Source organism: Streptomyces sp. NPDC058576 (assembly GCF_042718715.1).
Taxonomy (GTDB): domain Bacteria; phylum Actinomycetota; class Actinomycetes; order Streptomycetales; family Streptomycetaceae; genus Streptomyces.
This window is the reverse complement of record NZ_JBHXPF010000086.1, coordinates 1-23,908: the sequence shown is the minus strand read 5'-3', so window position 1 is coordinate 23,908 and position 23,908 is coordinate 1. Positions and strand designations below refer to the sequence as shown.

Sequence of the window (23,908 nt, the reverse complement as noted above, 5' to 3'; positions counted from 1 at the left end):
GGCGGGTGGTGTGCGCACACCACCCGCCGGGCCGCCCCATGTGACGGGGCGTACGGGGTGAACGCTGTCATTCACGTCATCGGACGCCAGCAGCCTCACGCGTGCCCACGGTCGGAGCTTCCGGCCCACGGTCCCGGTCCGGCCCGGATCCCGCCGCCGCACCGGCGGCCGGCATCGGGCCCGTCGGAACGCGGGCTCCGGGAAGGTCCGGCGTCACGTAGCGGGGCGGAAGATCGGGGGTGAGCAGGGCACGTGCGGTCATGGGTCCCACCTGCTGTGCGAGGAGGCTGAGCGGTCTCTCACCAGTAATTCGTAGCCGCCCGGCAAGGGGATTGGGCACGGCCTGGGCCACCCCCGCATCCCCTGGCCCCGCCCCGTCCACCCGGTCCCCTGTTCCGGGCGGACGGGACGGACAGCCGGCCCCGTCGGCCACCTGGACCGCCCAGGCCCAGACGCCGAGACACCGAGACGCCCAGACTCCCAGGCGCTCAGGCGCTCAGACGCTCAGGCGCTCAGGCGCTCAGGCGCTCAGGCGGTCAGGCGGTCAGACGCTCAGACGCTCAGACGCTCAGGCGGTCATCAGCGAGATGCCGAGCATCCGCGCGCCCGTCTCCGTACGCGGGCGATGTTCGCTGCCCGGCGCGAACACCACGTACGCCCCCGGCCCATGGCGCTCCCCGCCGTCGATGACCTCGCCGCTCAGGACGAAGTACCGCTCCTCGGTGGGGTGTTCGTCGACCTCGGGCCACTCCGTTCCCGGCGAGAAGTCGATCAGCCAGCCCCGGGCGTACGCCGTCCCCGGCAGCCTCCGGCGCCAGATGCCGGGGGCCACCTCGTGCGGCTCGACGTCGTCGACCTGGACGACGGTCTTCGGGGCGCCGGCCTCCGGGGTGTTCGCCTTCAGGGCGCTCGGCGCGTCTCTTCGCGTGTCCTCGCTCATGGCTCCACCGTGCCGCGCGACGGACGCCCGGCACGAGTGTCCGACCTGACATCCTCGGGTACTTTTCTGCCATGCCCGCATCCCGGCAGCATCACGTGGTGGCGCTGCTCAACGAGCCGCAGTCGCCCTTCGAACTCGCCTGTGCCGCCGAGGTCTTCGGCAGCGTCCGCCCGGATCTGCCCGCGCACTACACCTTCGAGGTCTGCACACGGCGGCCCGGCCCCCTGCCGACCACCGTCGGACACGCGCTGCTCGTCGAGAGCGGCCTGGACGCCCTACGGCGGGCGGACACGGTGATCGTGCCGGGCTGGCAGCCGGCCGGCGGGCCCGTACCGGACGACGTCCTCGACGCCCTGCGGGCGGCGCACCGGCGCGGGGCGCGGATCGTGTCCATCTGCACCGGCGCGTTCGTCCTCGCACGTGCCGGGCTGCTGGTGGGGCGCCGCGCGACCACACACTGGCGGCGGAGCGGCCAACTGGCCGACGCCTTCCCCGAGGTGACCGTCGTCGAGGACGTGCTGTACGTCGACCACGGCGACGTGGCGACCAGCGCGGGCAGCGGCGCGGGCATCGATCTCTGCCTCCACCTCGTACGGCACGACCTGGGCTCGTCCTACGCCTCCCAGGTGGCCCGGAGCATGGTGCTGCCGCCGCACCGGGAGGGCAGCCAGCTCCCGTACGCGGCCCCGCCCACCCCCACGGGCCCGGGCGCGGGCGCGAGCCAGGGCACGGACGTCTCGCTCGCCCCGGTCCTGGAGTGGGCGCTGACCCGGCTGGGCACGGATCTCTCCGTCGCCCGGCTGGCCGCGTACGCCGGGCTCTCCCCGCGCACCTTCGCCCGCCGGTTCGTCCGCCAGGTCGGCGTCAGCCCCGGGCAGTGGCTGCTCCAGCAGCGCGTCGACGCGGCACGGTCCCTGCTGGAGCGGACCGACCTGCCCGTGGAGACGGTCGCCGTCCGGGTGGGCCTGTCGTCTGCGGTCAACCTGCGGCGCCGGTTCCGTACCGCTCTCGGGACGACGCCCGGCTCGTACCGTCGCCTCTTCGGCGAAGCGGCAACAGCCAGGGGCGGGGCCGACCGCTGACCGAACGGGGCGCACCGGGGACCAAGGCCTCGTACGGCCGGCGGCATGGCCTTCGTCACAGCGAAAACACAGAAAACGAGGGCAACTGTGCGCTTTGGCGATGTCTGTCCGCTCCACCTGGCACCACCCTCGCCCCCGGGTCCCGCATATTCACCCGGCACCGTCACAGGGTCGCCATACGATCACCACAGGCAGCCCGCGTGATCCGTTCCGCCGTGGCAGCCGCCTCCGTACTTCCGCACCGCACTCAGGCACTGCCGCATCGCTGCTCCAGCCGCTCCACCGCTCTGCCGCTCTGCCTTCTCCTCCCGGAGCCGACCCAAGGGACCCTGTGAAGATTCGTCGCGTACTCGCCACGGCTGTCGCCCTCGCCGTGACCGCCCCCGCCGTACTGCTCGCCGTCACCCCCGCCTACGCCGACGCCAAGCCGACGGCGCAGACGCAGAACCCGCGGAGCAAGCCGACCATCAAGGAGCTGGAGGAGGCCGCCGCCGAGGCGCAGAAGGCGTACGACACGGCCGCCAAGGCGAAGGCCGACGCCCTGCTGGTGCTGGAGGAGACCCTCGCCGCCCTGAGGACCACCCACCCCCTCGCGGTGGCCGCCGCGGCCGCCGAGAAGGCCGCCGAGAGCGCCGCCGCCGCGAAGACCACCGCCGACCAGGCCGTGACCGCCGCGAAGGCCGCCCTCGCCGCCCTGCCCGGGACCGCCACGGAGGAGGAGAAGGCCGCAGCGGCGACCGCACTCGCCGAGGCCGAGACGACCGCGGCGACGGCGGCCACCGCCAAGACCGCCGCCGACACCAAGGCCGCCGAGGCCGACGAGGCGGTCGACGACGCACGGGTGGCGGCGGCCCGCGCCTACGGCGTGTTCGGCCGGGCCCTGGACGACGCGCTCGCCGCGAAGATCGCGGCCGACGCCGCGCTGGCCCAGGCGATCAAGGAAGCGGAGGAAGAGGGCGAAGGCGAGGACTGCGCGCCCGAGAACGACCTCACCGCCGAGGTGACCGGCCTGCCGGACCAGCTCGTCGCCGGGACGACCACGAACTTCTCCGTCCGGGTGACCAACGGCTCCGACCGGCACATGGACGACGTCATCGCGTACGCCGGAGTCCACACGACCGACAAGACCGGTCTCAAGGAGACGGGCGAGTTCTTCCGCCTCCAGTGGTCCACCACCTCCTCCCCCACGTGGCAGACCGCCGACGAGAACACCTACATCGACAGCGTCGGCGCCCTCAAGCCCGGCGGCCACGCCGATGTGAAGCTGCGCCTCACTCTCGACAAGGCCACCCCCGCAGGCAACGGCGTCGCGTTCATCGCGGCCGACTTCTACAACGAGGACGGCTCCTGCGGCGGAGCGCCCGGCGCGGACATGTACGAGTTCGACGTCAAGGCCGCAGGCAGCAAGCCCGGCAAGCCGAAGGACGCCAAGCCCTCCGCCACCACGAAGCCCGGCACCGGCAACACCGGTACCACGCCGCAGGGTTCGACGTCGGGCACCCCGGCGACGACCGGCACGAACGGCAGCCTCGCCGCCACGGGTTCGTCGTCCGCCACCACCACGATCGCTCTCACGGGCGGCGCGGCCGTGCTGCTCGGCGGGGCCGCGGTGTTCGTCGCCCGTCGCCGGAAGGCCGGCGCGGACGCCTGATCGCGAGGACGATGAAGGGTGAGGGGGCGGGGGCCTGGTACGGGGCCTCCGCCCCCTCCCGTCGTCACGTAGTTCCAGCGACGGTCACGGCAGGTGACAGCGCCGGGTCCGTGTCGCTCGGTGGCTGCGGCCCCGTCACCAAGGGAGTCGGCCGATTCGGACCCTGTCCCAGGGGCCGCCTCAGTCCTTCCGGTAGGTGGCGACGGCGTCATCACCGAAGGACGCGGCGAGCGCCCGGGTGATCAGGTCGGGCAGCTTGGTGTGCCCGTCGTCCTCGGTCCAACGCGTCAGCGCCGTGTGCATCGCGGCCATGCAGGCGCTGGTCGCCGCCTGGGCGCGGAACGCGGCGTCGGGATCGGTCGCGTCATCCCCGAGGGCGTCGACGATGGCCTGTTGCAGCGCGTACTGGCTGTCCAGGTGCCGGGCCCGTAGCGCAGGCGTCGAGACCATGAGCCGGAGGCAGTCCAGCAGGAACCGCTCGTTCGCCCCCGGTTCGTCCCCGTTGCCGCCGGTCAAGGCCGTGGCCGCGTCGATGAGCGCGCCGCCGACGCGGCGCACCAGGGGTTGCGTCGCGGACGACGCGGCGACCCGCTCGGCGATGAGCTGGGCGGGCTGGTCAATGAGGACGAGGTCCTCCTTGCACTTCGGCACGGATGAGAGCGGGGCGGCTGCGACGGTCGACGCGATGGAACGCGCCGGTGGGAACGCCTTCTCGGTCCGAGCCGAACTGGGCGTGGACGGCGACGTCGAGACACTTTTCGCCGGCGTGGAGGCCGGCTTGGCCGGTCGGCCGCTCGACATCCTGGTCAACAACGCGGCAGCCGCACCGGCCGGCCCGCTCGGCGTGACGACCCGGGCAGAGTTCGACCACTTGTTCGCGGTGAACGTGCGAGCGCCGTACTTCATCATCGAGCGGGCGCTGCCTCTGTTGAGCGAGGGCGCCCGGATCGTCTCGGTCTCGTCGGTGGCGACCCGGATGGCCAACTCGGCCCAGACATCCTTCGCCATGACGAAGGGCGCGATCGAGACGATGACCAGAACCATCGCCGTCCAACTCGGCCCCCGAAGAATCACGGTGAACGCGGTCGCTCCCGGGGCCACCAGGACGCCGACCAACGGAGCTGTCTTCGACGCGCCGGGCCTCACCGAGCAGATATCGGGTATGACGGCACTCAACCGGCTGGGCGGGCCCGACGACGTGGCCGATGTGGTCGCCTTCCTCGCCTCCCACGCCGCCCGCTGGGTCACTGGTCAGATCATCGACGCGAGCGGTGGCCTGTTCCTCGGCCCACGCGTCTGACCAACGAGGGCTGAGCGCCTGCGGCGCGTCGTGCAGCTCCACGTGGTGTCCCGGCTGTGCGGCATCCGGCCACGGGGCCGGCGCAGGAAACCGTCGGCCGGGCCACCTCGGCCGGGGCCCGTGCTGCCCGAAGTCGTGAACTGTTCGATTCCTGCGGCGCTTCGAGTGCCGACCGATCTCATGTACAGGTGATGTCGGCTCTCATGAACACAGCCGGCGAGCTTCTCCTCGGGGGTGAACCGTCGCGGGTGTGACACCGGTTCCTCCTGGCGGTGCGGTCCAACGATCGTTCCACGGTGACCGACGTGCGCCGTAGCGCCTCCTCGCCCCGGGTGGGCTGCTCCGGCCCACCCTTCAGACCGACCGGAACCGGCGCCGGTACTCCGTCGGCGTCGCGTTCAACCGCCGCCGGAACGCCCGTACCAGGGTGTCCACCGTGCCGAACCCGCAGACGGACGCGATGCGTTCGAGGGTGGCGTCGGAGCACTCCAGCTCGTTACGGGCCTTCTCGACCCGTACGGACTCGATGTAGGCGTGCGGCGTCATCCCCAGCTCGGTCGTGAAGAGCCGGGTGAGATGGCGGTCGCTGACATGGGCGTACTCCGCGAGGTCCGCGACGGTGAGCCGGCGGCCGATGTTGCGCAGGACGTGGTGGCGGAGGTCCTCGATGCGCCGCGTCCCCGAGATCTGCTCCAGCGGAACGCTGAACTGGCTCTGCCCGCTCTGCCGCTTGAGGTACATCACGAGCTGCCGGGCGACGCGCAGCGCGATCGCCTCGCCGAGGTCGTCGGCGATCAGCGCGAGCGACAGGTCGAGGCAGGCACTGATCCCGGCCCCGGTCCACACATCGCCCTCGCGGATGAAGATCGGGTCGGCGTCGACCTCGATCTCCGGGTGATCAGCCGCGAGTTGCGGCGCGGTCGACCAGTGGGTGGTGGCGCGCTTGCCGTCGAGGAGACCGGCGGCGGCCAGCAGATGCGCCCCGACGCAGACGGAGGTCACGCGGCGGGTGCGCGCGGCGAGTTCCCGCACCCGTTCCACCAGCTCGGGGTCGACGAGGGCGTGCACCCGCCGCTCGCTGTCGACCTCCACCGAGCCGGGCACGATGAGGGTGTCGATGCTGCGCCGGAGGGCCTCGTCGAAGGTGAGGTCCGGGAGGATGCGGACCCCGGCACCGGTGGTGACGGGCTCCAAGGACTCGGCGGCCAGGACGACGTCGTATCCCGCCGCGTCGTCGCTCTCGCGCCGGGCGAGCGAGAAGACCTCCGGCGGCCCGGTGACGTCGAGCAGGTCGACGCCCTCGAAGAGGACGATGACGACGAGCCGTCCGACGGAGTCCGTTCCTCCGGCGGGTCCCGCGGTGTCCGATCGTCCGGCGGTGTCCGATCGTCCGGATGCGTCCGATCGCCCGCCCCTGTCGGGTCGTTCGGCCGGTCGTTCGGCGGTGTCCATGGATGAGCCTCCTGACGTCGACAACCCGCGCGCATGTCGGTATCTGCATGTTAGACGTCATTGTGGACATCACCGCCGGGCCATAGCGTCTAAGACAGCTCGCCACCCGAGCCGAGCTCACCCTCTCCCCGACGCACGACCCCCCGAGGCGGTACACCCATGTCCCGAACCACCCTGCGCGAACTCAACGGCTTCGACGCGACCCCGGCCACACTGACCGGCTCGACGCTGATCCTGATCGACCTCCAGAACACCTACACCCGAGGCGTGATGGAACTCGACGGCTGGCAGACCTCGTTGGAAGCCGCCGCGCAGTTGCTGGAACGGGCCCGCGCGGCGGGGACGAAGGTCGTCCATGTCATCAACGACGGCGGGGAGGGAACTCCGTACGACATCCGGGCCGAGATCGGACAGATCCACCCGGCCGTCGCCCCGGCCGACGGAGAGGCCGTCGTCGTCAAGCAGGCCCCGAACGCCTTCCACGGCACCGACCTCGGCGAGCACGTCCCCGAGGGCCAGGACGTGATCATCGCCGGCTGGATGACGCACATGTGCGTGGCGTTCACCGCCCAGGGCGCTTTCCTGCGCGGCAACCGCCCCACCGTCGTCGCCGACGCCTGCGCGACCCGGTCCCTGCCGGTCGCCGGAGCCGACCTCGACGCCTGCCAGGTGCACTACAGCGCCCTGGCCACCATCGGCGACCTGTACGGGGTCGTCGTCGCATCCCAGAAGGAGATCACCCGATGAAGCTGCTGCGTACCGCCACCGCGATCGGCGTCGCCGCCGTGCTCGCCGCCACCGCCACCGGGTGCGGCGGGAGTTCCGAGGCCGCCACCGGCAAGGACGACGCTCCGAACGCCTCGTCCTCCTCGAACGCCCCCGCGAAGAACGTCGCCGCGGACACGACGACCCTGCGGGAGCTCAACAAGCTCGACGAGACCCCCGCCACGCTCGCCGACGCGACGCTGATCCTCGTCGACTACCAGAACACCTACACCGAGGGCGTGATGGAACTCGACGGCTGGAAGCCCGCCGTGGAGAACACCGCGGCCCTGCTGAAGCGCGCCCGCGCGGCGAAGACGCCGGTCATCCACATCGTGGACAAGGGCTACGACCTCACGTCGGAGGCCGGGCAGATCATCCCGGCACTGAAGCCGGCCAAGGGCGAGCCCGTCGTCGAGAAGAGCGTCCCGAACGGTTTCCATGACACGAACCTCGCCGCCGAGGTCAAGAAGGCCGGGCGCGAGAACGTCATCATCGCCGGGTTCATGACCAACATGTGCACCCTGTTCACCACGCAGGGCGCGTTCATCAACGGCAACAAGCCGACCGTCGTCGCCGACGCCTCCGCGACCCGCCCGCTGCCGCTGAAGGGCAACCCGAACGGCATCCCGTCCGAGCAGCTGCACGCCTCGGCGCTCGCCACGATCCAGGACCTGTACGGGGTGGTGGTCCCGACGCAGAAGTCCCTGACATAGCCCTCCACTTCACGTCCCGGCCCTCTACCCCGCCCCCATACCCCCACAGCCCCCACTCCCCCCAACGGAAGTGAACCCCATGAGCACTTTCCCCCCAACCCTCCAAGTCCCCCCACTCCGCCAGAGATCGCACCACCATCCCCAACGGAGAAGACGAAGATGGCTACCCGCAGACGATTCATAACCGGCGCTTCCGGCATCGGCACCGCGGCCCTCCTGGGCTACGCGGCGACCCCGCAGGCAGCGGCGGCCACCGCCGACGGTGCGGCGGGCGCGGCGAAGGCCTCGCCGCAGCAGGCGAAGGACTCGCTCCTCGCCGTCAACGCCGGCATGCGCACCAACTACGCCGTACTCAAAGCAGAACTGATCAAGCACCTCTCGCCGGTGATCGTCGTGCAGAACGACGCCAAGGGCGGCCGCTTCACCCTGGTGACGGAGAAGGGTCAGGAGAGCGCCAACCCCGTATCGGAGACGTTCGAGCTGGCGAAGTCCATCGCTCACGTACCGCTCGGGATCTTCTCGGTGATCGCCTCCTACCTGGCGGACCACATCCCCAACCTCCCGAACGCCGACCGCATCGACCCGCACGACCTGTTGATGGTGGCGTTCGACGACGACACCTCCACCGCGTGGATCCCGCCCCTCCAGGCCTACGCCGCCACACTCACGACCGCCCGCCGGAACCTTCCCGACGCGGGGCTTCCGGCCGCGCTGGAGACGTCGTGCGGCAACATCCTGGACGCCGCGCTCCGGTTCATCGACACCTCGGTGACGACGCAGTCGTTCGACATGAAGTCCTTCGAGGACTTCTCCGGCAGCGTCTACCCCGACATCCGCACCAACATGGAGCACGCGGCCCAGGCCCAGATCAAGGGTGTGCAGGACCAGATGACGGCGTGGCGCGGCAAGGTCGGCGAAGCCGGCTGGGCCGACCTCTACTGCGTGGTGATCTCGCAGTGGACGACGAGCGTCCTGAACCAGAACACGATCATCATCAAGGACTGCATGAACCCGGCGAAGGTCGCCACTCACCTGATCGACCTGCCAGGCCTGGAGAACCCGGTCGACCCGGTGTTCACCGCCCTCGACAACCTCGCCCGGATCGTGCAGGACAACGTGGCGGCGGAGATGGTGTTCTCCAAGGACACGAAGGTCGCGGACGCCCTGAAGGGCAAGGAGGACCTGCTCTCCGACGAGATCCTCATCCAGCTCGGCACCGGCCGCGGGGTGACGAAGTCCGCGCCGACGTACAACATGGCGGCGGGAGCGGTGTGCCCGATCAAGACGTGACCGCGGTCGTGTAGGCCGCGAATCCTCCTCCCGGGCGGTCACGCGCTCCGGGAGGAGGAGCCTCTCAGTAGGGTTTCCGGGTGACCCAGGACAACATCAGCAACGCACCCGACGCCCATCTGCCCACGCTGACCGCCGACCGGGCCGACCACCTGCGCCGCCTGGTGGCCGACGACCTGAGCGCGCGGGACGGAGTCCGGCCCCAGGTGGACGGAGCGACAGCCGTACGCGAACGCTCCACGCACAACCTCACCACCCTGGCGCAGCGCTGCGGGGCAAAGGCCCCGGAGGACTGGCCTGCGCTGATAGCCCAGCACTTCACCTCCCTGGACAGGGTGGCGCAGGGCGGGGAGAGCGCCGAGGAGCTGCTGCGCCGGACCGTCCTGCGCCTGCTGCCCGCCGAAGCGCTCACCGGGGAGGCGGCGGCCGGCCACCGCTATGCCTGGCAGCCGGCCGACCGCCTGGTGACGGCCCTCGCGCTGGACGCCCCCGACTCCGTACGCATGCTCACCGACGCCGATGTCGAGCGCGCCGGCCTCGACGCGCTGAAGGCGGCGGGCCGGGCGAACCTGCTGGCCGAACCGGTGGAGCACGAGGAGATCCGTACGCCGTCGGGCGCGCTCCTGCACTCGGTGTACGGCGACTCCCACTTCGTGGCGAGCAAGGCCCTCGTCCTCGGGGACCTGGCCCGCGCCCTCACCGGCCGGGACCTGCCGGAGGCCGGGGCGCTCGTCGTCGTACCGACCCGGCACCTCCTGGCGTTCCACCCGATCGTCGACGCCACGGTGGTGGACGCGGTCAACGAGATGGGGATGTACGCACTGGGCGCGTACGAGGACGGGCCCGGCTCCCTCAACCCGCTGCTGTACTGGTGGCGTCGGGACGGTCTGGTCTGCCTCACCGCCTTCGACGAGCAGACCCGCGCGATGCAGGTCGTGCCGCCGCCGGAGCTGATGGACCTGATGCGCGGGCTGCACGCGGAGGGCCAAGGCGACACGGAACAGACCGGAGCGGACACCGCCCCTGGCACCGATGAACTGGGTTCCACGGCACGACACTTCACAGACCGACTCGCCCAGGACCCGGCCGTACTCCCCGAGGCCTTCCGCGCGGCGACGGCCCACGCACTCGCCCGCTGCGCCGAGGACCCCGACAGCGCGAAGCTGGAGACCTGGGAGGCCTGGGTCACCGCGATGCAGCTGGGCGACGCCCTGTTCGCCACCACCCTCCCGCACGCGGGCCCGGTGGAATACCGCATCGGCGACCGCATGATCGCCCTGCCCGCCACCGGCCCGTCCCCGCAGGCGAATGGCCGCGCCTGGCTGGACGCCTTCTGGTTCGCCCTCGTCTGCCGCGAGCGGGACCGCCTGCACCGGCTCGCGCAGGTCCCCCTGGACGACCTGCGCCGGGCCGATCCGTCGCAGGACGCCTATCTGTTCCACTGGATCGACACACTCCAGACCTACTGGCGCGCCGAGTCCATGGACGACATCGTCCAGAAGCTCATCGCCACGATGGAGACGTCCGACCCCAAGGTGGCGACGGGCACCGCACCGGCCCTGCTGAACCAGATCGACTACCAGCCGGCCGCCCTTTTCCACCGCCTCATCACCCGCAACCACGAGGCGTTCGCGGAGATCCTCGCCGAGGCCGTGACCCTCCACGACCACTACTGGTCCGGCTCACCGGACCCCCGCAGCCACGTGGCCCTCGGCCCGCTCGCGCTGGCCTGCTTCGCCCACGACGGCGACTTCCCGGTGGACGCGACCCTGCCGCGCCTGCCGAAGCACCTGATCAGCCGGGCGTGGTGCGGGGAGTTCCCGACCTGACCGCCGAGGGAGGGGAGGGCGGCAGGTCCCTCCCCTCCCCAGGGCAGCGCCCTCAAATCCACGCGCACCCCGCCCGGGCCACGTGATACACCTCCCAGCCATGGGAGACCTGATGACCGAACGACTCGTGCTGCACCCGATGTCCGTGGCCGAGGCCGAGCAGATAGCGTCGGGCCGGCCGGACGCCGGGGCGCGCTGGGAACCCGGATTCCCGGCCGAGGGCGATGTGTCCGTGGCCGAGCGCTTCCTGGAACACTGCGCGGCCACCGGCGATCCTCAGCCGTTCGGCCCGTACGTGATCCGCCGCCGCTCGGACCACCGGGCGATCGGCGGCATGGGCTTCCACCGCCCGCCGGACGAACACGGCAGCGTCACGATCGGCTACGGCCTCGTCCCGTCGGCCCGGAGCAAGGGGTACGCCTCCGAGGCCCTGCGCGCCCTGTTGTCGCTCGCCCGGGCCGAGGGCGTCGTGTCGGTGAAGGGCGACGCCGACCACGACAACACGGCGTCGCAGCACGTGATGACAGCGGCCGGCATGCGGCCGGTCGGGGAGGACGACCGCGTCAGGTACTTCGCCGTCTCCTGGACTGCCGACCCCACGTGAGCTGAGCCCGGTTCCGCGACGCTCCGGCGGGCCGGCCGGACCCCCCTGCGTCATCCCGTGGCACCCTCGCGATTCCGCAGGACGCTCACCGGGTCGCGCGCCCGCCCAGTTCTCCTGTGCCTCCCGCGCCCGGCTGGGCGCGTAGGCCCACACGGTGAAGGGGCGGCCGGCCCGCAGGCCCGCCGCCCCTTCATCACGTCACTTGACCACCGCGTCACATGACGACGGCTACTGGATGACCGTGATCCGGTCCGTCGCCGGCGGGGCCAGCGGCGCCGTGGTCGTGGAGTGGGCCGCCAGGTAGGCGTTGAACAGGTCCAGGTCGGACGCGCCGACCAGCTTGTTCGTGCCCTCGCCGAGGGCCGGGAAGCCGTCGCCGCCGCCCGCGAGGAACTCGTTCATCGCGACCCGGTAGGTGCGCGCCGGGTCGATCGCCTCACCGTTCAGCTTGACGGTGCCGGCGACCACGCGGTCCGCGCCGCTCTTCGTCAGGTCGAGGGTGTAGGTGAGGCCCTCGGAGACCTGGAGGATCTTCGGGCTGGCCTCGTTGGGGCCGCTGACCTGCTGCTGGAGCGCGGTGACCAGCTGGGCGCCGGTCAGGTCGACGACGTTCATCATGTTGGTGAACGGCTGCACGGTGAACGCCTCGCCGTAGGTGACGACTCCGTCGCCCTCGCTGCCGGACGCCTTGTGCACCAGGTCCGCGCGGATGCCGCCCGGGTTCATGAACGCGACCTCCGCGCCGCCCTTGTCGGCCGGGGCGAGGCCTTCGAGTTGGGCGTCGGCGATGACGTTGCCGAGCGGCTTCTCGGGAGCAGTGGAGCCGCGGCCGTTGATGTCGGCGCTGATCCAGCCCTGCGGCGTGTTCGCGATCGGTGCCGCGAGCTTGTTCCAGCGGTCGATCAGGCGGGTCATGTCGGGGGCCTTGGGCTGGTCCCGGGTCACGACGTGGTTCGCGGACTTCACCGACGTACGGACGATGTCCTTGGTGCGACGGTCGTAGGTGAGCGTGGTGTCCGTGTAGAGCTTGCCGAACGAGGACGCCGAGGTGACCATGCGCGGCTTGCCCGCCGGGTCCGGGACCGTGCAGACGTACGCCTGGTGGGTGTGGCCCGTGACCAGCGCGTCCACCTTCGGCGTGATGCCCTTGGCGATGCCGACGATCGGACCGGAGATGCCGTCGCCCGCGCCGGGGCTGTCGCAGTCGTAGTTGTACGAGGTCGAGGCCGGGGCCCCGCCCTCGTGGATCAGGGCCACGATGGACTTCACGCCCTTGCGGTCCAGCTCACGGGCGTACTTGTTGATCGTCTCGACCTCGTCGTGGAACTTCAGGCCCTTGACGCCGTTGGCGGTGACGATGTCCGGCGTGCCCTCCAGGGTCACTCCGATGAAGCCGATCTTGACGCCGTTCCTCTTCCAGACGGTGTACGGCTTCAGCAGCGGCTTGCCGGTCTTCTCCTTGGTCACGTTGGCCGCGAGGTAGGGGAAGTCCGCTCCCTTGAACTTCCTGCCCTTCTCGTAACAGCCCTCGACCGGGTGGCAGCCGCCGTTCTGGAGACGGGCCAGCTCGGTGGCGCCCTCGTCGAACTCGTGGTTGCCGACCGCCGTGACGTCCAGGTCGAGGCCGTTCAGCGCCTCGATCGTCGGCTCGTCGTGGAAGAGGCCCGACAGCAGCGGGCTCGCGCCGACCATGTCGCCGCCGGCCGCCGTGACGGAGTACGGGTTGCCCTTGCGCGCGGTCCGCAGCGAGGTCGCCAGGTACTCGACGCCCCCGGCCGGGATCGCCTTCACCGTGCCGTCGGGCTGCGTCTCGGAGACGTTGCCCGCCGAACCGGCCGGCGGCTCCAGGTTGCCGTGCAGGTCGTTGAACGACAGCAACTGCACATCGACGGTACGCGGCTTGTGGCCGTGCCCGTCGCCGTGCCCGTGGCCCCGGTCATGGGCGCCGGCCGGCATCGCGGCGACGAGCGCGCCCGCGGTGGCCAGACCGGCCGCGGCGGCGAGCACCCGCCGTGTCGCACGGTTCTTCTGCGGAGTCGCTGACATCGGTCCCCTTGTGTCTCAGTGGTGTCAGTGCTGCATCCTGCGTGCCGCAGCCTAGAGTCAACGCGCGTAGCGCAACAGATGTTCGGGGTTACGGACTGGTTGCCATCCGGCCAAATGGCTCCTTGTGCGCAGCAGATGGCCCGGCTCTGCGCGGCAGAGGCCCCCCGACCGCGCCCGCCGGACGACCGGGCTTCCGCTCCCCGCCCCGCCGCGCCGCCACCGGGCGCACCCACCGCCGTACGCTCGGAGGCATGACGACTGACGCACCCCTCCCCGCCCCCGGACGCGAGGTTCAGGCCCTCGACGCACTCGACTCCGAGCAGGCCGAGGCCGTCCTCGCCCTGCTCGCCGAGGCAGCCAGGTCCGACGGCCGGCAAGCGGTCTCCGAGCAGGGCAGGCTCCGGATCCGGGGCGGACACCGCGACGGCGTACGGCACTTCCTCCTCACCCTCGACGGCACGCTCTCCGGGTACGCCCAGCTGGAGGACACCGACCCGGTCGAGGCCCCGGCCGCCGAGCTGGTCGTCCACCCCGACCGGCGCGGCAACGGGCACGGCCGGGCGCTCGGCGCCGCCCTTCTCGCCGCGACCGGCAAGCGGCTGCGGGTCTGGGCGCACGGCGGCAGCTCCGCGGCGCGTCACCTGGCCCAGGTCCTCGGCCTCTCCCTCTTCCGTGAACTGCGCCAGCTGCGGCGGAGCCTGGTCCCCCTCGACCTCGCCGAGCCGGTCCTGCCCGAGGGCGTCACCGTACGGACCTTCGAGCCGGGCCGGGACGACGCCGCCTGGCTCGCGGTGAACCGCGCGGCGTTCGCCCATCACCCCGAGCAGGGTTCGCTGACCCAGCAGGACCTGGACGACCGCAAGGCGGAGCCGTGGTTCGACCCGAAGGGCTTCTTCCTGGCCGAGCGGGACGGGGAGATCGTCGGCTTCCACTGGACGAAGGTGCACGCCGAGGAGCAGCTCGGTGAGGTGTACGTCGTCGGCGTCCTGCCCGAGGCCCAGGGCGGCGGTCTCGGCAAGGCGCTGACCTCGATCGGCCTGCACCACCTGGCCGCCCAGACGCTGCCCACCGCGATGCTCTACGTGGACGCGGACAACACGGCGGCCGTGACGGTGTACGAGCGCATGGGCTTCACCACGCACGAGGTGGACCTGATGTACCGCACAGAGTCCTGAGGCCGTCGGCCACAACAGCTTCCGGAGCGCAGCCGCAGCAGAAGAGGCCCGTCCGACTCGGCAGAAAATCTGTTGTGGCGGAGGTAGACATCCGGCTTGCGGCGGCGTTAGCGTTTCCTCGTGGCCGGAAGAGCGGCCGGTACGGAACGGGGCACGGCAGTGGAGCGAGGGAGCCGGAAACGGTGGGTTCCCCCACTGGCTGCCGGGCCTGGCGGCCCCAGGGGCCGCGTGCGGCAACCGCAGTACCGGACGCGCAGTACCGGCGGTATTCGATGACGACAAACCGATCGAGGTAAGGAGCAGACGCCATCAGGATCGCCTGAGCGAGGGACACTCCGCTCGGGCACCGCAGACCCCGGAACGGAAGGTGGTCCCCGGTCAAGCATCCACGATCCCCGCTCCCCCGCCCTCTCGGGCGGACCGGCGGAAAAGAGGAGCCGGCGCAGTCGGCCGGCAGATGGTGTTGAAAGCTCGGGGCCCGAGCACCGCAAGGTGCTCGGGCCCCCCGACGTGTCCCCGAAAGCAGAGGTGCTATGCCCCCTAGCAGTACCCGCCCCACCGACAAGTTCGACGATGACGACTATCCCGCCTACACCATGGGCAGGGCCGCCGAGATGCTCGGCACCTCCCCCGCCTTCCTCCGCGCGCTCGGCGAGAACCGCCTGATCACCCCGCTGCGCTCCGACGGAGGCCACCGCCGCTACTCCCGCTACCAGCTGCGCGTCGCGGCCCGTGCCCGCGAACTGGTCGACCAGGGCACGAAGATCGAGGACGCCTGCCGGATCGTCATCCTCGAGGACCAGCTGGAAGAGGCACAGCGCATCAACGAGGAGCTGCGCGCCGGGTGCGCCCCGGCCCCGCCGGCCGCCTGATCGCCCGACCGCCCGACAGCTCTCTCTCCGAACACCTCACGGGGCGGCTTCACTTGACGCCGCCCCGCTTTTGCACCACCCTTTCACTACTCAATTAGTGAAAGGGTGGTGCTGCACATGGCAGCCGGGTCCGCAGCGGTCGAGTACCGCATCGACCGGCGCAGCGGGGTCGCCACCTATCTCCAGATCGTCCAGCAGACGAAGCAGGCCCTGCGCCTGGGCGTGCTGGAACCGGGCGACCGGCTGCCGACCGCCCGCGAGGTCGTCGAAGCGACCGCGATCAACCCGAACACCGTCCTCAAGGCGTACCGGGAGCTGGAGCGCGAAGGCCTCGTCGAGGCCCGCCGCGGGCTCGGCACCTTTGTCCGCCGGACGCTGGGCGGCGCGGCCGACGCGACCGCCGCCGACGCGCCGCTGCGCACCGAACTCGCCGACTGGGCCCGCCGGGCCCGGGCGGCCGGGCTGGAGAAGGACGACGTCGGCGCGCTCTTCACCGCCGTACTGGACAGCACGTACAGCGCGAACGGCACCGATACCGCGGACCGTTCACCCAACGCGGACCGTTCACACGTCGCGGACCGCTCGTACAAGGGGGACCAGGAACGATGACCGGCGTCGCGATCGAGGCACACGGCCTCGGAAAGACCTACGGGCGCAGGGGCGGCGGCCACCGCGCCCTGCACGACTGCTCGTTCCGGCTGCCCGCCGGACGGGTCTGCGCCCTCGTCGGACCCAACGGCGCGGGCAAGTCGACCCTGTTGAACCTGGCGGCCGGCCTGGACCGCCCCGGCGCCGGGTCCCTCGCCGTCCTCGGCTCCACCGAGCCCGGGGACGTCCGCGACCGGATCGCGTACGTCGCCCAGGACAAGCCGCTGTACCCGCAGCTCACCGTCGCCGACACCCTGTGGGCCGGGGCCGAGCTGAACCCCGGGCGCTGGGACCGCGCCACCGCCGACCGGATCGCCGGACCGCTGCCGCGACGCGCCCGCGTCCGTACGCTCTCCGGCGGCCAGCGCACCCGGCTCGCGCTCGCCCTCGCGCTCGGCAAGCGGCCCGAACTGATGCTGCTGGACGAGCCGATGGCCGACCTCGACCCTCTCGCGCGGCACGAGCTGATGGGCGTCCTGATGGCGGAGACCGCCGAGCACGGCACCACGATCGTGATGTCCTCGCACATCCTCACCGAGCTGGAGGGCGCCTGCGACTACCTCCTGTTCGTCGACGGCGGGCGCGTACGGCTCGGCGGCGAGGCCGAGGACATCGCCGCCACCCACGCCCTGCTCACCGGGCAGGCAGGCCGCGACCTGGCCCCGCACACCGTCGTCGAATCCCGCACGACGGGACGTCAACTCACCGCGCTCGTAAGGAAGGAGGGCCCCGTGGACACCGCCGCCTGGGCCGTCACCCAGCCGTCCCTGGAGGAGCTGCTGCTCGCCCACCTCCGCTCCCCGGACGCCCCGCCGCTGCTGACGCCGAGCGCGAGCGTCGTCCCGGGCGCGGTCCGCGAGGAGGTGACGTCCGCGTGAGCACTCTTACCCGCCCGAAGACCGACGCCGTCACCACGCCCCCCACCACCCTGCGCGGGCCCGTCCGGGTGCTGCTGCGCCTGCACCGCAAGGCCCTGTGGGCGGGCGCCGCCCTGCTGGTCATCGGCATCGGCATCGTCGTCGCGCTCCGTGTCTGGATGGCGTCCTCCGAGGTGCGGTGCGCCGACGGCGACACCACCCGGTGCGGTGACGACATCTACGTCTCCAGCTACGCCCACACCTCCACCGAGACCTTCCTGGCCGACGGCGGCGGGGTGCTGCTCCTGCTGGCCGGGCTCGTCGGCGTCTTCGTCGCGGGCCCGCTGATCGCCCGCGAGCTGGAAAGCGGCACGTTCCGGCTGGCCTGGGCTCAGTCGGTCTCCCCCGCCCGGTGGCTGGCCGCCCGGCTGGCCGTAGCCGCCGCGCCGGCGGTCATCGGCCTGACGGTCCTGGTCGTCGCCTACCGCTGGGGTCTCTGGGCGCTCCGGGCGGGCCCGAACAGCCCGGCGCTCAGATGGCACGCCGAGGGCGTGTTCCCCGGCACCGGGCCCGCGGTCCTCGGCTACGCGCTGCTGGCCGTGGCGGTCGGCGCCCTGTGCGCGGTGATCGTCCGCCGCACCCTGGTGTCCGTCTCCGTGACCGCTCTCGTGCTCGGGGCGGTGGCCGCCTGCCTGGGCGCACGGCGCTACGAACTGTGGCCCTCCGCCTTCCGGCAGAGCGCTGCGGTCCTGGATACCGACCCCGGTGACTGGCCGATCGACACCGGAATGCTCACCGCCTCGGGCGAGAGGCTCTACTGGCAGGACTGCTACGAGGCCGACATGACGCAGGGCGTCGAGGCGTGCATGCGCGGCCGGGGCGGAATCGGCTACTTCACCGAGTACCACCCCGCCTCCCACTACTGGCCCCTCCAGCTCGTCGAGACCGGCATCCTGCTGGCCCTCGCCGCTCTCGCCGTGTTCGCCGCCTTCCGGGTCCTGCGCCGCCTCCACGGCTGAGCGCTCCCGCCCGGTGCAAGCGTCGTCCGGGCCCCACGAGGGGTGGGCCCGGACGACGAACACGTACAGTGACCGTGAGGTCCACCCGCAGGCACACCGCTTCCTGTACGTCATGTCGCCGTTACCGGCCATTCAGACGCCCTTGCGACCCTCACGGGATGCAGCCAGCTGTGCCCGCCCCCCGCCGCAACGGGAGAGCCCGGGGAGACGCCCCCCACGGCTCCCCCGCCGGCTCACCCCGCCGTGACCCGGGGTTTCCCGGGCCTTCCGCGATCTTTCCGGGCTCCGACGCGCCTGAGGAGCCCTCCGCGCGGAAGAATAGGTCCATGAGCCAGCAGCCCAGCTCCGAGGTCCCTGCCCAGCCCGCCGCCCAGCCGTCCGTCGGCTCACTCGCCGCGCACCGGCCGCACGCCACCCCCGCGTCCAACGGGGTCGGCTTCTCCACCGCCGCCGACCTGGATCCCGACCTGGACGCCGACGCGGACGCCTACGAGCCCGACCGGGACGGCGACGAGCTGCCCCAGGGCCGTTTCCTGGACCGCGAACGCAGCTGGCTCGCGTTCAACGAACGCGTTCTGGAACTGGCCGAGGACCCGGCCACGCCCATCCTCGAACGGGCTAATTTCCTCGCCATCTTCGCCTCGAACCTGGACGAGTTCTTCATGGTCCGGGTGGCCGGCCTCAAGCGCCGCATCGCCACCGGCGTCGCCACCCGCTCCGCCTCCGGCCTGCAGCCCCGCGAGGTCCTGGACCTCATCTGGACCCGCTCGCGCGAGCTCATGGCCCGGCACGCCGCCTGCTTCCAGCAGGACATCGCCCCGGACCTGTCCGACGAGGGCATCCAGCTGATCCGCTGGCCGGACCTGACCGAGAAGGAGCAGGCCCGCCTGTTCACCTTCTTCCGGCAGCGCGTCTTCCCGGTCCTGACCCCGCTGGCGGTCGACCCCGCGCACCCCTTCCCGTACATCTCCGGGCTCTCCCTCAACCTCGCCGTCGTCGTCCGCAACCCGGTCAGCGGCCACCGCCACTTCGCCCGGGTCAAGGTCCCGCCGCTGCTGACCCGCTTCCTGGAGGCCTCGCCCCAGCGGTACGTGCCCATCGAGGACATCATCGCGGCGCACCTGGAGGAGCTGTTCCCGGGCATGGAGGTGCTGGCGCACCACATGTTCCGGGTCACCAGGAACGAGGACCTGGAGGTCGAGGAGGACGACGCGGAGAACCTCCTCCAGGCCCTGGAGAAGGAGCTCATGCGCCGCCGGTTCGGCCCGCCGGTCCGGCTCGAGGTCGAGGAGTCCATCGACCCGTACGTCCTGGACCTGCTGGTCCGCGAGCTGAAGGTGTCCGACGCGGAGGTCTACCCGCTGCCCGGACCGCTCGACCTGACCGGGCTCTTCGCGATCGCCTCGCTGGACCGGCCCGAGCTGAAGTTCCCCAAGTTCGTCGCGGGCACCCACCGGGACCTGGCCGAGGTGGAGTCGGCCTCCGCGCCCGACATCTTCGCCGCCCTGCGCGAACGCGACGTCCTGCTCCACCACCCGTACGACTCGTTCTCCACCTCCGTCCAGGCGTTCCTGGAGCAGGCGGCGGGCGACCCGGACGTGCTGGCCATCAAGCAGACGCTGTACCGCACCTCCGGCGACTCCCCGATAGTGGACGCCCTGATCGACGCGGCCGAGTCCGGCAAGCAGGTCCTCGTCCTCGTCGAGATCAAGGCCCGCTTCGACGAGCAGGCCAACATCAAGTGGGCCCGCAAGCTGGAGGAGGCCGGCTGCCATGTCGTCTACGGCCTCGTCGGGCTGAAGACCCACTGCAAGCTCTCCCTCGTCGTCCGACAGGAGGGCGACACGCTGCGCCGCTACTCCCACGTCGGCACCGGCAACTACCACCCCAAGACGGCCCGGCTGTACGAGGACCTCGGCCTGCTCACGGCGGACCCGCAGGTCGGGGCGGACCTCTCCGACCTGTTCAACCGGCTCTCCGGCTACTCCCGCCGCGAGACCTACCGACGCCTCCTGGTCGCCCCGAAGTCCCTGCGCGACGGGCTGATCGCCCGGATCAACAAGGAGATCGCCCACCACCGCGCGGGCCGCCCCGCCTACGTCCGGTTCAAGGTCAACTCGATGGTCGACGAAGCGATCATCGACGCCTGCTACCGGGCGGCCCAGGCGGGCGTCCCCGTAGACATCTGGGTGCGCGGGATCTGCGCGATACGCCCCGGGGTCGCCGGACTCTCCGAGAACATCCGGGTCCGCTCCATACTCGGCCGCTTCCTCGAACACTCCCGGATCTTCTCCTTCGGCAACGGCGGCGAGCCCGAGGTGTGGTTCGGCAGCGCCGACATGATGCACCGCAACCTCGACCGCCGGATCGAAGCCCTGGTCCGGGTCACCGACCCCGCTCACCGCGCCGCACTCAGCCGACTCCTGGAGACCGGTATGGCCGACACCACCGCCTCCTGGCACCTGGGCCCCGACGGGAACTGGACCCGGCACGCCACGGACGCCGACGGCCAGCCGCTGCGGCACGTCCAGGAAATGCTCATCGACGCCCGGAGGCGCAGGCGTGCGACGCCCTGACCAGCAGACGACGACCCGGCCCACGACGGATCCGGCCCCGGGCACCACCCCGGACGCGCCGCCCGACGGGGCCACGGGGGCGGGGGCCCCACGTCTCCCCGGCCCCGCCGCATCCCGCCTCACCGGAATCGGCCCCACCGGGGACCTGACCACGGAGGCGGCCCTCGCGCCCTACCTCCGGGGGCAGGCCGCGGAGTTCCTGCGCAGCCTGCGCCTCCACCACGAGCACAGCGCCCCCGCGGACTCCGGCGGCCACGACGCCGCGGCCGCCACCCGCGCACTGCGCCGCTCGGCCCGCCGGATCAGCGGCTCCCTGCACACCTTCCGGGCCGCGCTCGACCCGCACTGGGCCGACCAGGTCCGCGCCGAGCTGGCCTGGCTCTCCGGCATCCTGGCCCGCGAACACGCCTACGCGAACCGCCTCACCCGGCTCGTCGAAGCCCTGCACCAGCTCTCCGGCCCCACGCTCCCCGCCGCCCGGGGCGTCCGGGCCGCCGGGGAGGGCGCCGCATCCGACGCCCAAGGGCGCGCCGCCCTCGGGGTCGGGGCCGCGCGCGCCGGGGCGCTGCTGGAACGCCGCCTCACCCTCGCCCGGACCCGGGCGCACTCCGCGGCCCTCCAGGCGCTCGGTTCCTCCCGCTTCCACGCGGTCGCCGACGCCGTGGCCCTCCTGGCCTCCGACGTACCGCTGGCCCCCGGGACCACGGGCCGGACGGCCGAGGCGCTCCTGGAGCCCGCCGAGCGCGCCGAGCAACGCCTGCTCGCCGCGGTGGCCGTCCTCCCGCCCGAGGACACCGAGCCGTACAACGAGGCGCAGGACGCGGCCTGGCACCAGGCCCGCCTGCTGCTGCGGCTGCACCGGTACGCCCACGAGGTCGTCCTCGGCGCCGCCGACCCGGCCCTGGCCGCACCGGGGCACGCCCTCGACCTGCACCGGGACGCCGTGGAGGCGGCAGGCGCGGCGGCAGCGGCGGCCCGCACCCCCCGGATCGCCCCGGCCACGGCGTACGCGCTGGGCGTGCTCCACGCGGACCAGCGCCACGAGGTGGAGGCCGCGCGGGCGGTGTTCCGGGAGAGCTGGCCGTACGCCACGGCCCTGACGGCCCCATGAGCGGGGAACCCGTGCGTCGCGACCACGCGGCGCACCGCCCGAGAACCGGCACCGTCCTGGCCGCGGGCTGCGTGCTGTGGCGCCGCGCCCCGGGCGGGGACGGGAAGGGGGACGGGGTGGAGATCTGCCTGGTCCACCGGCCCCGCTACGACGACTGGTCCTTCCCGAAAGGCAAGCTGAAGCGCGGCGAGGACCCGCTGGCCGCCGCCGTACGGGAAGTGCTGGAGGAGACCGGCCACCACTGCGCCCCCGGGGCCCGGCTGCCGACCTCCCGCTATCCGGTGGACGGCCGGCCCAAGGAGGTCGCGTACTGGGCGGCCGAGGCGACGGGCGGCTCCTTCACCGCCAACGACGAGGTGGACCGCATCCTGTGGCTGGCCCCCGACGCCGCCCGCGTCCGGCTCACGCAGCCCCGCGACATCCGGCAGCTGACCGCCCTGCTCGACGCGCTCGCCACGCCCTGACCGGAGCCCCCGCACCCGCCTGCCCGACACGGTTCACCTGCCGTTCACCCTCTCCCGTCGGCGGCTTCACCTGTTCTGCCTAATTTCGGACGTACACGGTGCGCGGCGGCAAGCCACAGCACCCCTCCTCATCGCACGCCGTCGTAGAACGAACTGACTACGGCGGCTCCTGGAAGGAACACCCGAAAGTGAAGCTTCAGCGCAAGAACCGGCTTCGTGCCACCGCGCTCGGTGCCCTCGCCGTCTCCGGCGCCCTGGTCCTCACGGCGTGCGGTTCGGACGACAACTCGGCCGGCGGCACCGCCGGCACGGGCGAGAAGACGACCGCCGCGTCGGACGTCGACTGCGGCAAGGCCAAGGGGCAGCTGCGCGCCTCCGGCTCCAGCGCTCAGAAGAACGCCATGGACCTCTGGGTCAAGAACTACATGGCGGCCTGTTCCGGTGTGGAGATCAACTACAACTCGTCCTCCTCCGGCGAGGGCATCGTCGCCTTCAACCAGGGCACCGTCGCCTTCGCCGGTTCCGACTCGGCGCTGAAGCCCGAGGAGGTCGCCGACTCCAAGAAGATGTGCAAGACCGGCCAGGGCATCAACCTCCCGATGGTCGGCGGCCCGGTCGCGATCGGCTTCAAGCTGGAAGGCGTCGACAAGCTCACGCTGGACGCCCCGACCCTCGCCAAGATCTTCGACTCGAAGATCAAGAAGTGGAACGACCCGGCGATCGCCAAGCTCAACGAGGGCGTCGACCTCCCGGACAAGGCGATCCAGGCCTTCCACCGCTCCGAGGACTCCGGCACCACGCAGAACCTCGGCAAGTACCTCGGCGCCGCGGCTCCGGACGACTGGAAGTACGAGGCCGAGAAGAAGTGGCCGGCCCCCGGTGGCCAGGCCGCGTCCGGTTCCTCCGGCGTCGCCGCCCAGGTCCAGCAGGTCGACGGCTCGATCGGCTACTTCGAGCTCTCCTACGCCAAGTCGCAGTCCATCCCGACCGTGGACATCAACACCGGTGGCGCCGCCCCGGTCCAGGCCACCTCGGAGAACGCCTCCAAGGCCATCGCCGCCGCCAAGGTCAAGGGCACCGGCAAGGACCTGGCGCTCGACCTCGACTACACCACCAAGGCCGAGGGCGCTTACCCGCTGGTCCTGGTGACGTACGAGGTCGTCTGCGACAGCGGCAACAAGCCCGAGACGCTCGACACCGTCAAGTCCTTCCTCTCCTACGCCGCCTCCGACGACGGCCAGAAGATCCTGACCGACGCCGGCTACGCCCCGATCCCGGCCGAGATCAACGCCAAGGTCCGCGAGACCATCGGCACCCTCTCGTAACACCCCGGGGGCGGCCGGGCCCGCCCCCCCCCACCCGGCCCCCCCCCCAACGGGCCCCCCCCCCCCCCCCACCCGGGCCCCCCCCCCCCGGGGGCCCACCCCCCACCGGGAGAAAAGCCACCCCAGCCCCCCCCCCCCCCAACCCCGGCCCCCCCCCCCCAAGGACCACAGCCACCACCCCCACCCGAA

21 protein-coding genes are annotated in these 23,908 nt (G+C 71.9%); 17 read left to right on the top strand and 4 right to left on the bottom strand.

Annotated features, from left to right (window positions below; genetic code table 11):
- Positions 1 to 568: 568 nt before the first annotated feature.
- Complete coding sequence (locus tag ACFWRV_RS33900) at positions 569 to 940, bottom strand: cupin domain-containing protein (RefSeq protein WP_384339753.1); 372 nt, start codon at positions 938 to 940, stop codon at positions 569 to 571.
- A 71-nt stretch (positions 941 to 1,011) separates the two neighbouring features.
- Here ACFWRV_RS33900 and ACFWRV_RS33895 point away from each other — a divergent pair, with 71 nt between their 5' ends.
- Together ACFWRV_RS33895 and ACFWRV_RS33890 are read left to right on the top strand one after the other, a co-directional pair.
- The gene (locus tag ACFWRV_RS33895; RefSeq protein ID WP_384339752.1) at positions 1,012 to 2,022 is read left to right on the top strand and encodes a GlxA family transcriptional regulator; all 1,011 of its coding nucleotides are present in this window, start codon (positions 1,012 to 1,014) and stop codon (positions 2,020 to 2,022) included.
- Between the two features lie 331 nt (positions 2,023 to 2,353).
- Positions 2,354 to 3,673, top strand: a complete 1,320-nt coding sequence (locus ACFWRV_RS33890) for an LPXTG cell wall anchor domain-containing protein (RefSeq protein WP_384339751.1) — start codon at positions 2,354 to 2,356, stop codon at positions 3,671 to 3,673.
- 180 nt (positions 3,674 to 3,853) lie between these two features.
- Here ACFWRV_RS33890 and ACFWRV_RS33885 read toward each other — a convergent pair whose 3' ends face one another.
- The gene (locus ACFWRV_RS33885) at positions 3,854 to 4,324 is read right to left on the bottom strand and encodes a TetR family transcriptional regulator (RefSeq protein WP_384339750.1); all 471 of its coding nucleotides are present in this window, start codon (positions 4,322 to 4,324) and stop codon (positions 3,854 to 3,856) included.
- 34 nt (positions 4,325 to 4,358) lie between these two features.
- Here ACFWRV_RS33885 and ACFWRV_RS33880 point away from each other — a divergent pair, with 34 nt between their 5' ends.
- Positions 4,359 to 4,973, top strand: coding sequence for an SDR family oxidoreductase (locus tag ACFWRV_RS33880; protein WP_384339749.1), 615 nt, complete (start codon positions 4,359 to 4,361; stop codon positions 4,971 to 4,973).
- 354 nt (positions 4,974 to 5,327) lie between these two features.
- Here ACFWRV_RS33880 and ACFWRV_RS33875 read toward each other — a convergent pair whose 3' ends face one another.
- Positions 5,328 to 6,425 (bottom strand): GlxA family transcriptional regulator, encoded by a 1,098-nt coding sequence (locus tag ACFWRV_RS33875; protein ID WP_384339748.1) that lies wholly within the window; start codon positions 6,423 to 6,425, stop codon positions 5,328 to 5,330.
- A 159-nt stretch (positions 6,426 to 6,584) separates the two neighbouring features.
- Between ACFWRV_RS33875 and ACFWRV_RS33870 the strand changes: the two genes are divergently transcribed.
- The 5 genes from ACFWRV_RS33870 to ACFWRV_RS33850 all read left to right on the top strand — a co-directional run bounded on the left by ACFWRV_RS33870 (position 6,585) and on the right by ACFWRV_RS33850 (position 11,626).
- On the top strand, positions 6,585 to 7,172 hold the full coding sequence (locus ACFWRV_RS33870) for a cysteine hydrolase family protein (RefSeq protein ID WP_384339747.1): 588 nt from the start codon (positions 6,585 to 6,587) through the stop codon (positions 7,170 to 7,172).
- A complete protein-coding gene (locus ACFWRV_RS33865) occupies positions 7,169 to 7,903 on the top strand; it encodes an isochorismatase family protein (RefSeq protein WP_384339746.1) in 735 nt (244 codons plus the stop codon). Before ACFWRV_RS33870 ends, ACFWRV_RS33865 begins: the two co-directional genes overlap by 4 nt.
- 159 nt (positions 7,904 to 8,062) lie before the next feature.
- Positions 8,063 to 9,193 (top strand): hypothetical protein, encoded by a 1,131-nt coding sequence (locus tag ACFWRV_RS33860; protein WP_384339745.1) that lies wholly within the window; start codon positions 8,063 to 8,065, stop codon positions 9,191 to 9,193.
- A gap of 80 nt (positions 9,194 to 9,273) precedes the next feature.
- Positions 9,274 to 11,022, top strand: a complete 1,749-nt coding sequence (locus tag ACFWRV_RS33855) for an immunity 49 family protein (RefSeq protein WP_384339744.1) — start codon at positions 9,274 to 9,276, stop codon at positions 11,020 to 11,022.
- A gap of 100 nt (positions 11,023 to 11,122) precedes the next feature.
- Positions 11,123 to 11,626 (top strand): GNAT family N-acetyltransferase, encoded by a 504-nt coding sequence (locus ACFWRV_RS33850; protein WP_384339743.1) that lies wholly within the window; start codon positions 11,123 to 11,125, stop codon positions 11,624 to 11,626.
- 228 nt (positions 11,627 to 11,854) lie between these two features.
- Here the strand turns inward: ACFWRV_RS33850 and ACFWRV_RS33845 are convergent, their stop codons facing one another.
- A complete protein-coding gene (locus tag ACFWRV_RS33845; RefSeq protein WP_384339742.1) occupies positions 11,855 to 13,672 on the bottom strand; it encodes a bifunctional metallophosphatase/5'-nucleotidase in 1,818 nt (605 codons plus the stop codon).
- 251 nt (positions 13,673 to 13,923) lie between these two features.
- Here ACFWRV_RS33845 and mshD point away from each other — a divergent pair, with 251 nt between their 5' ends.
- The 9 genes from mshD to pstS all read left to right on the top strand — a co-directional run bounded on the left by mshD (position 13,924) and on the right by pstS (position 23,719).
- Positions 13,924 to 14,847: a mycothiol synthase gene (mshD, locus tag ACFWRV_RS33840; protein WP_384339741.1), complete on the top strand. Its 924-nt coding sequence runs from the start codon at positions 13,924 to 13,926 to the stop codon at positions 14,845 to 14,847.
- A gap of 533 nt (positions 14,848 to 15,380) precedes the next feature.
- The gene (locus tag ACFWRV_RS33835; RefSeq protein ID WP_384339740.1) at positions 15,381 to 15,719 is read left to right on the top strand and encodes a MerR family transcriptional regulator; all 339 of its coding nucleotides are present in this window, start codon (positions 15,381 to 15,383) and stop codon (positions 15,717 to 15,719) included.
- A 117-nt stretch (positions 15,720 to 15,836) separates the two neighbouring features.
- Positions 15,837 to 16,328 carry a GntR family transcriptional regulator gene (locus ACFWRV_RS33830; RefSeq protein WP_384339739.1) on the top strand — a complete coding sequence of 164 codons (492 nt, stop codon included), beginning with the start codon at positions 15,837 to 15,839 and terminating at the stop codon, positions 16,326 to 16,328.
- The gene (locus ACFWRV_RS33825) at positions 16,325 to 17,245 is read left to right on the top strand and encodes an ABC transporter ATP-binding protein (RefSeq protein WP_384339738.1); all 921 of its coding nucleotides are present in this window, start codon (positions 16,325 to 16,327) and stop codon (positions 17,243 to 17,245) included. The genes ACFWRV_RS33830 and ACFWRV_RS33825 overlap by 4 nt, the downstream gene beginning before the upstream one ends.
- Complete coding sequence (locus tag ACFWRV_RS33820; RefSeq protein ID WP_384339737.1) at positions 17,242 to 18,243, top strand: ABC transporter permease; 1,002 nt, start codon at positions 17,242 to 17,244, stop codon at positions 18,241 to 18,243. The genes ACFWRV_RS33825 and ACFWRV_RS33820 overlap by 4 nt, the downstream gene beginning before the upstream one ends.
- A 326-nt stretch (positions 18,244 to 18,569) precedes the next feature.
- Positions 18,570 to 20,819, top strand: coding sequence for an RNA degradosome polyphosphate kinase (locus tag ACFWRV_RS33815; RefSeq protein WP_384339736.1), 2,250 nt, complete (start codon positions 18,570 to 18,572; stop codon positions 20,817 to 20,819).
- Positions 20,806 to 21,930, top strand: a complete 1,125-nt coding sequence (locus ACFWRV_RS33810; RefSeq protein ID WP_384339735.1) for a CHAD domain-containing protein — start codon at positions 20,806 to 20,808, stop codon at positions 21,928 to 21,930. The genes ACFWRV_RS33815 and ACFWRV_RS33810 overlap by 14 nt, the downstream gene beginning before the upstream one ends.
- A complete protein-coding gene (locus ACFWRV_RS33805) occupies positions 21,927 to 22,394 on the top strand; it encodes an NUDIX hydrolase (RefSeq protein ID WP_384339734.1) in 468 nt (155 codons plus the stop codon). Before ACFWRV_RS33810 ends, ACFWRV_RS33805 begins: the two co-directional genes overlap by 4 nt.
- 188 nt (positions 22,395 to 22,582) lie before the next feature.
- Positions 22,583 to 23,719, top strand: a complete 1,137-nt coding sequence (pstS, locus tag ACFWRV_RS33800) for a phosphate ABC transporter substrate-binding protein PstS (protein ID WP_384339733.1) — start codon at positions 22,583 to 22,585, stop codon at positions 23,717 to 23,719.
- Positions 23,720 to 23,908: the final 189 nt, after the last annotated feature.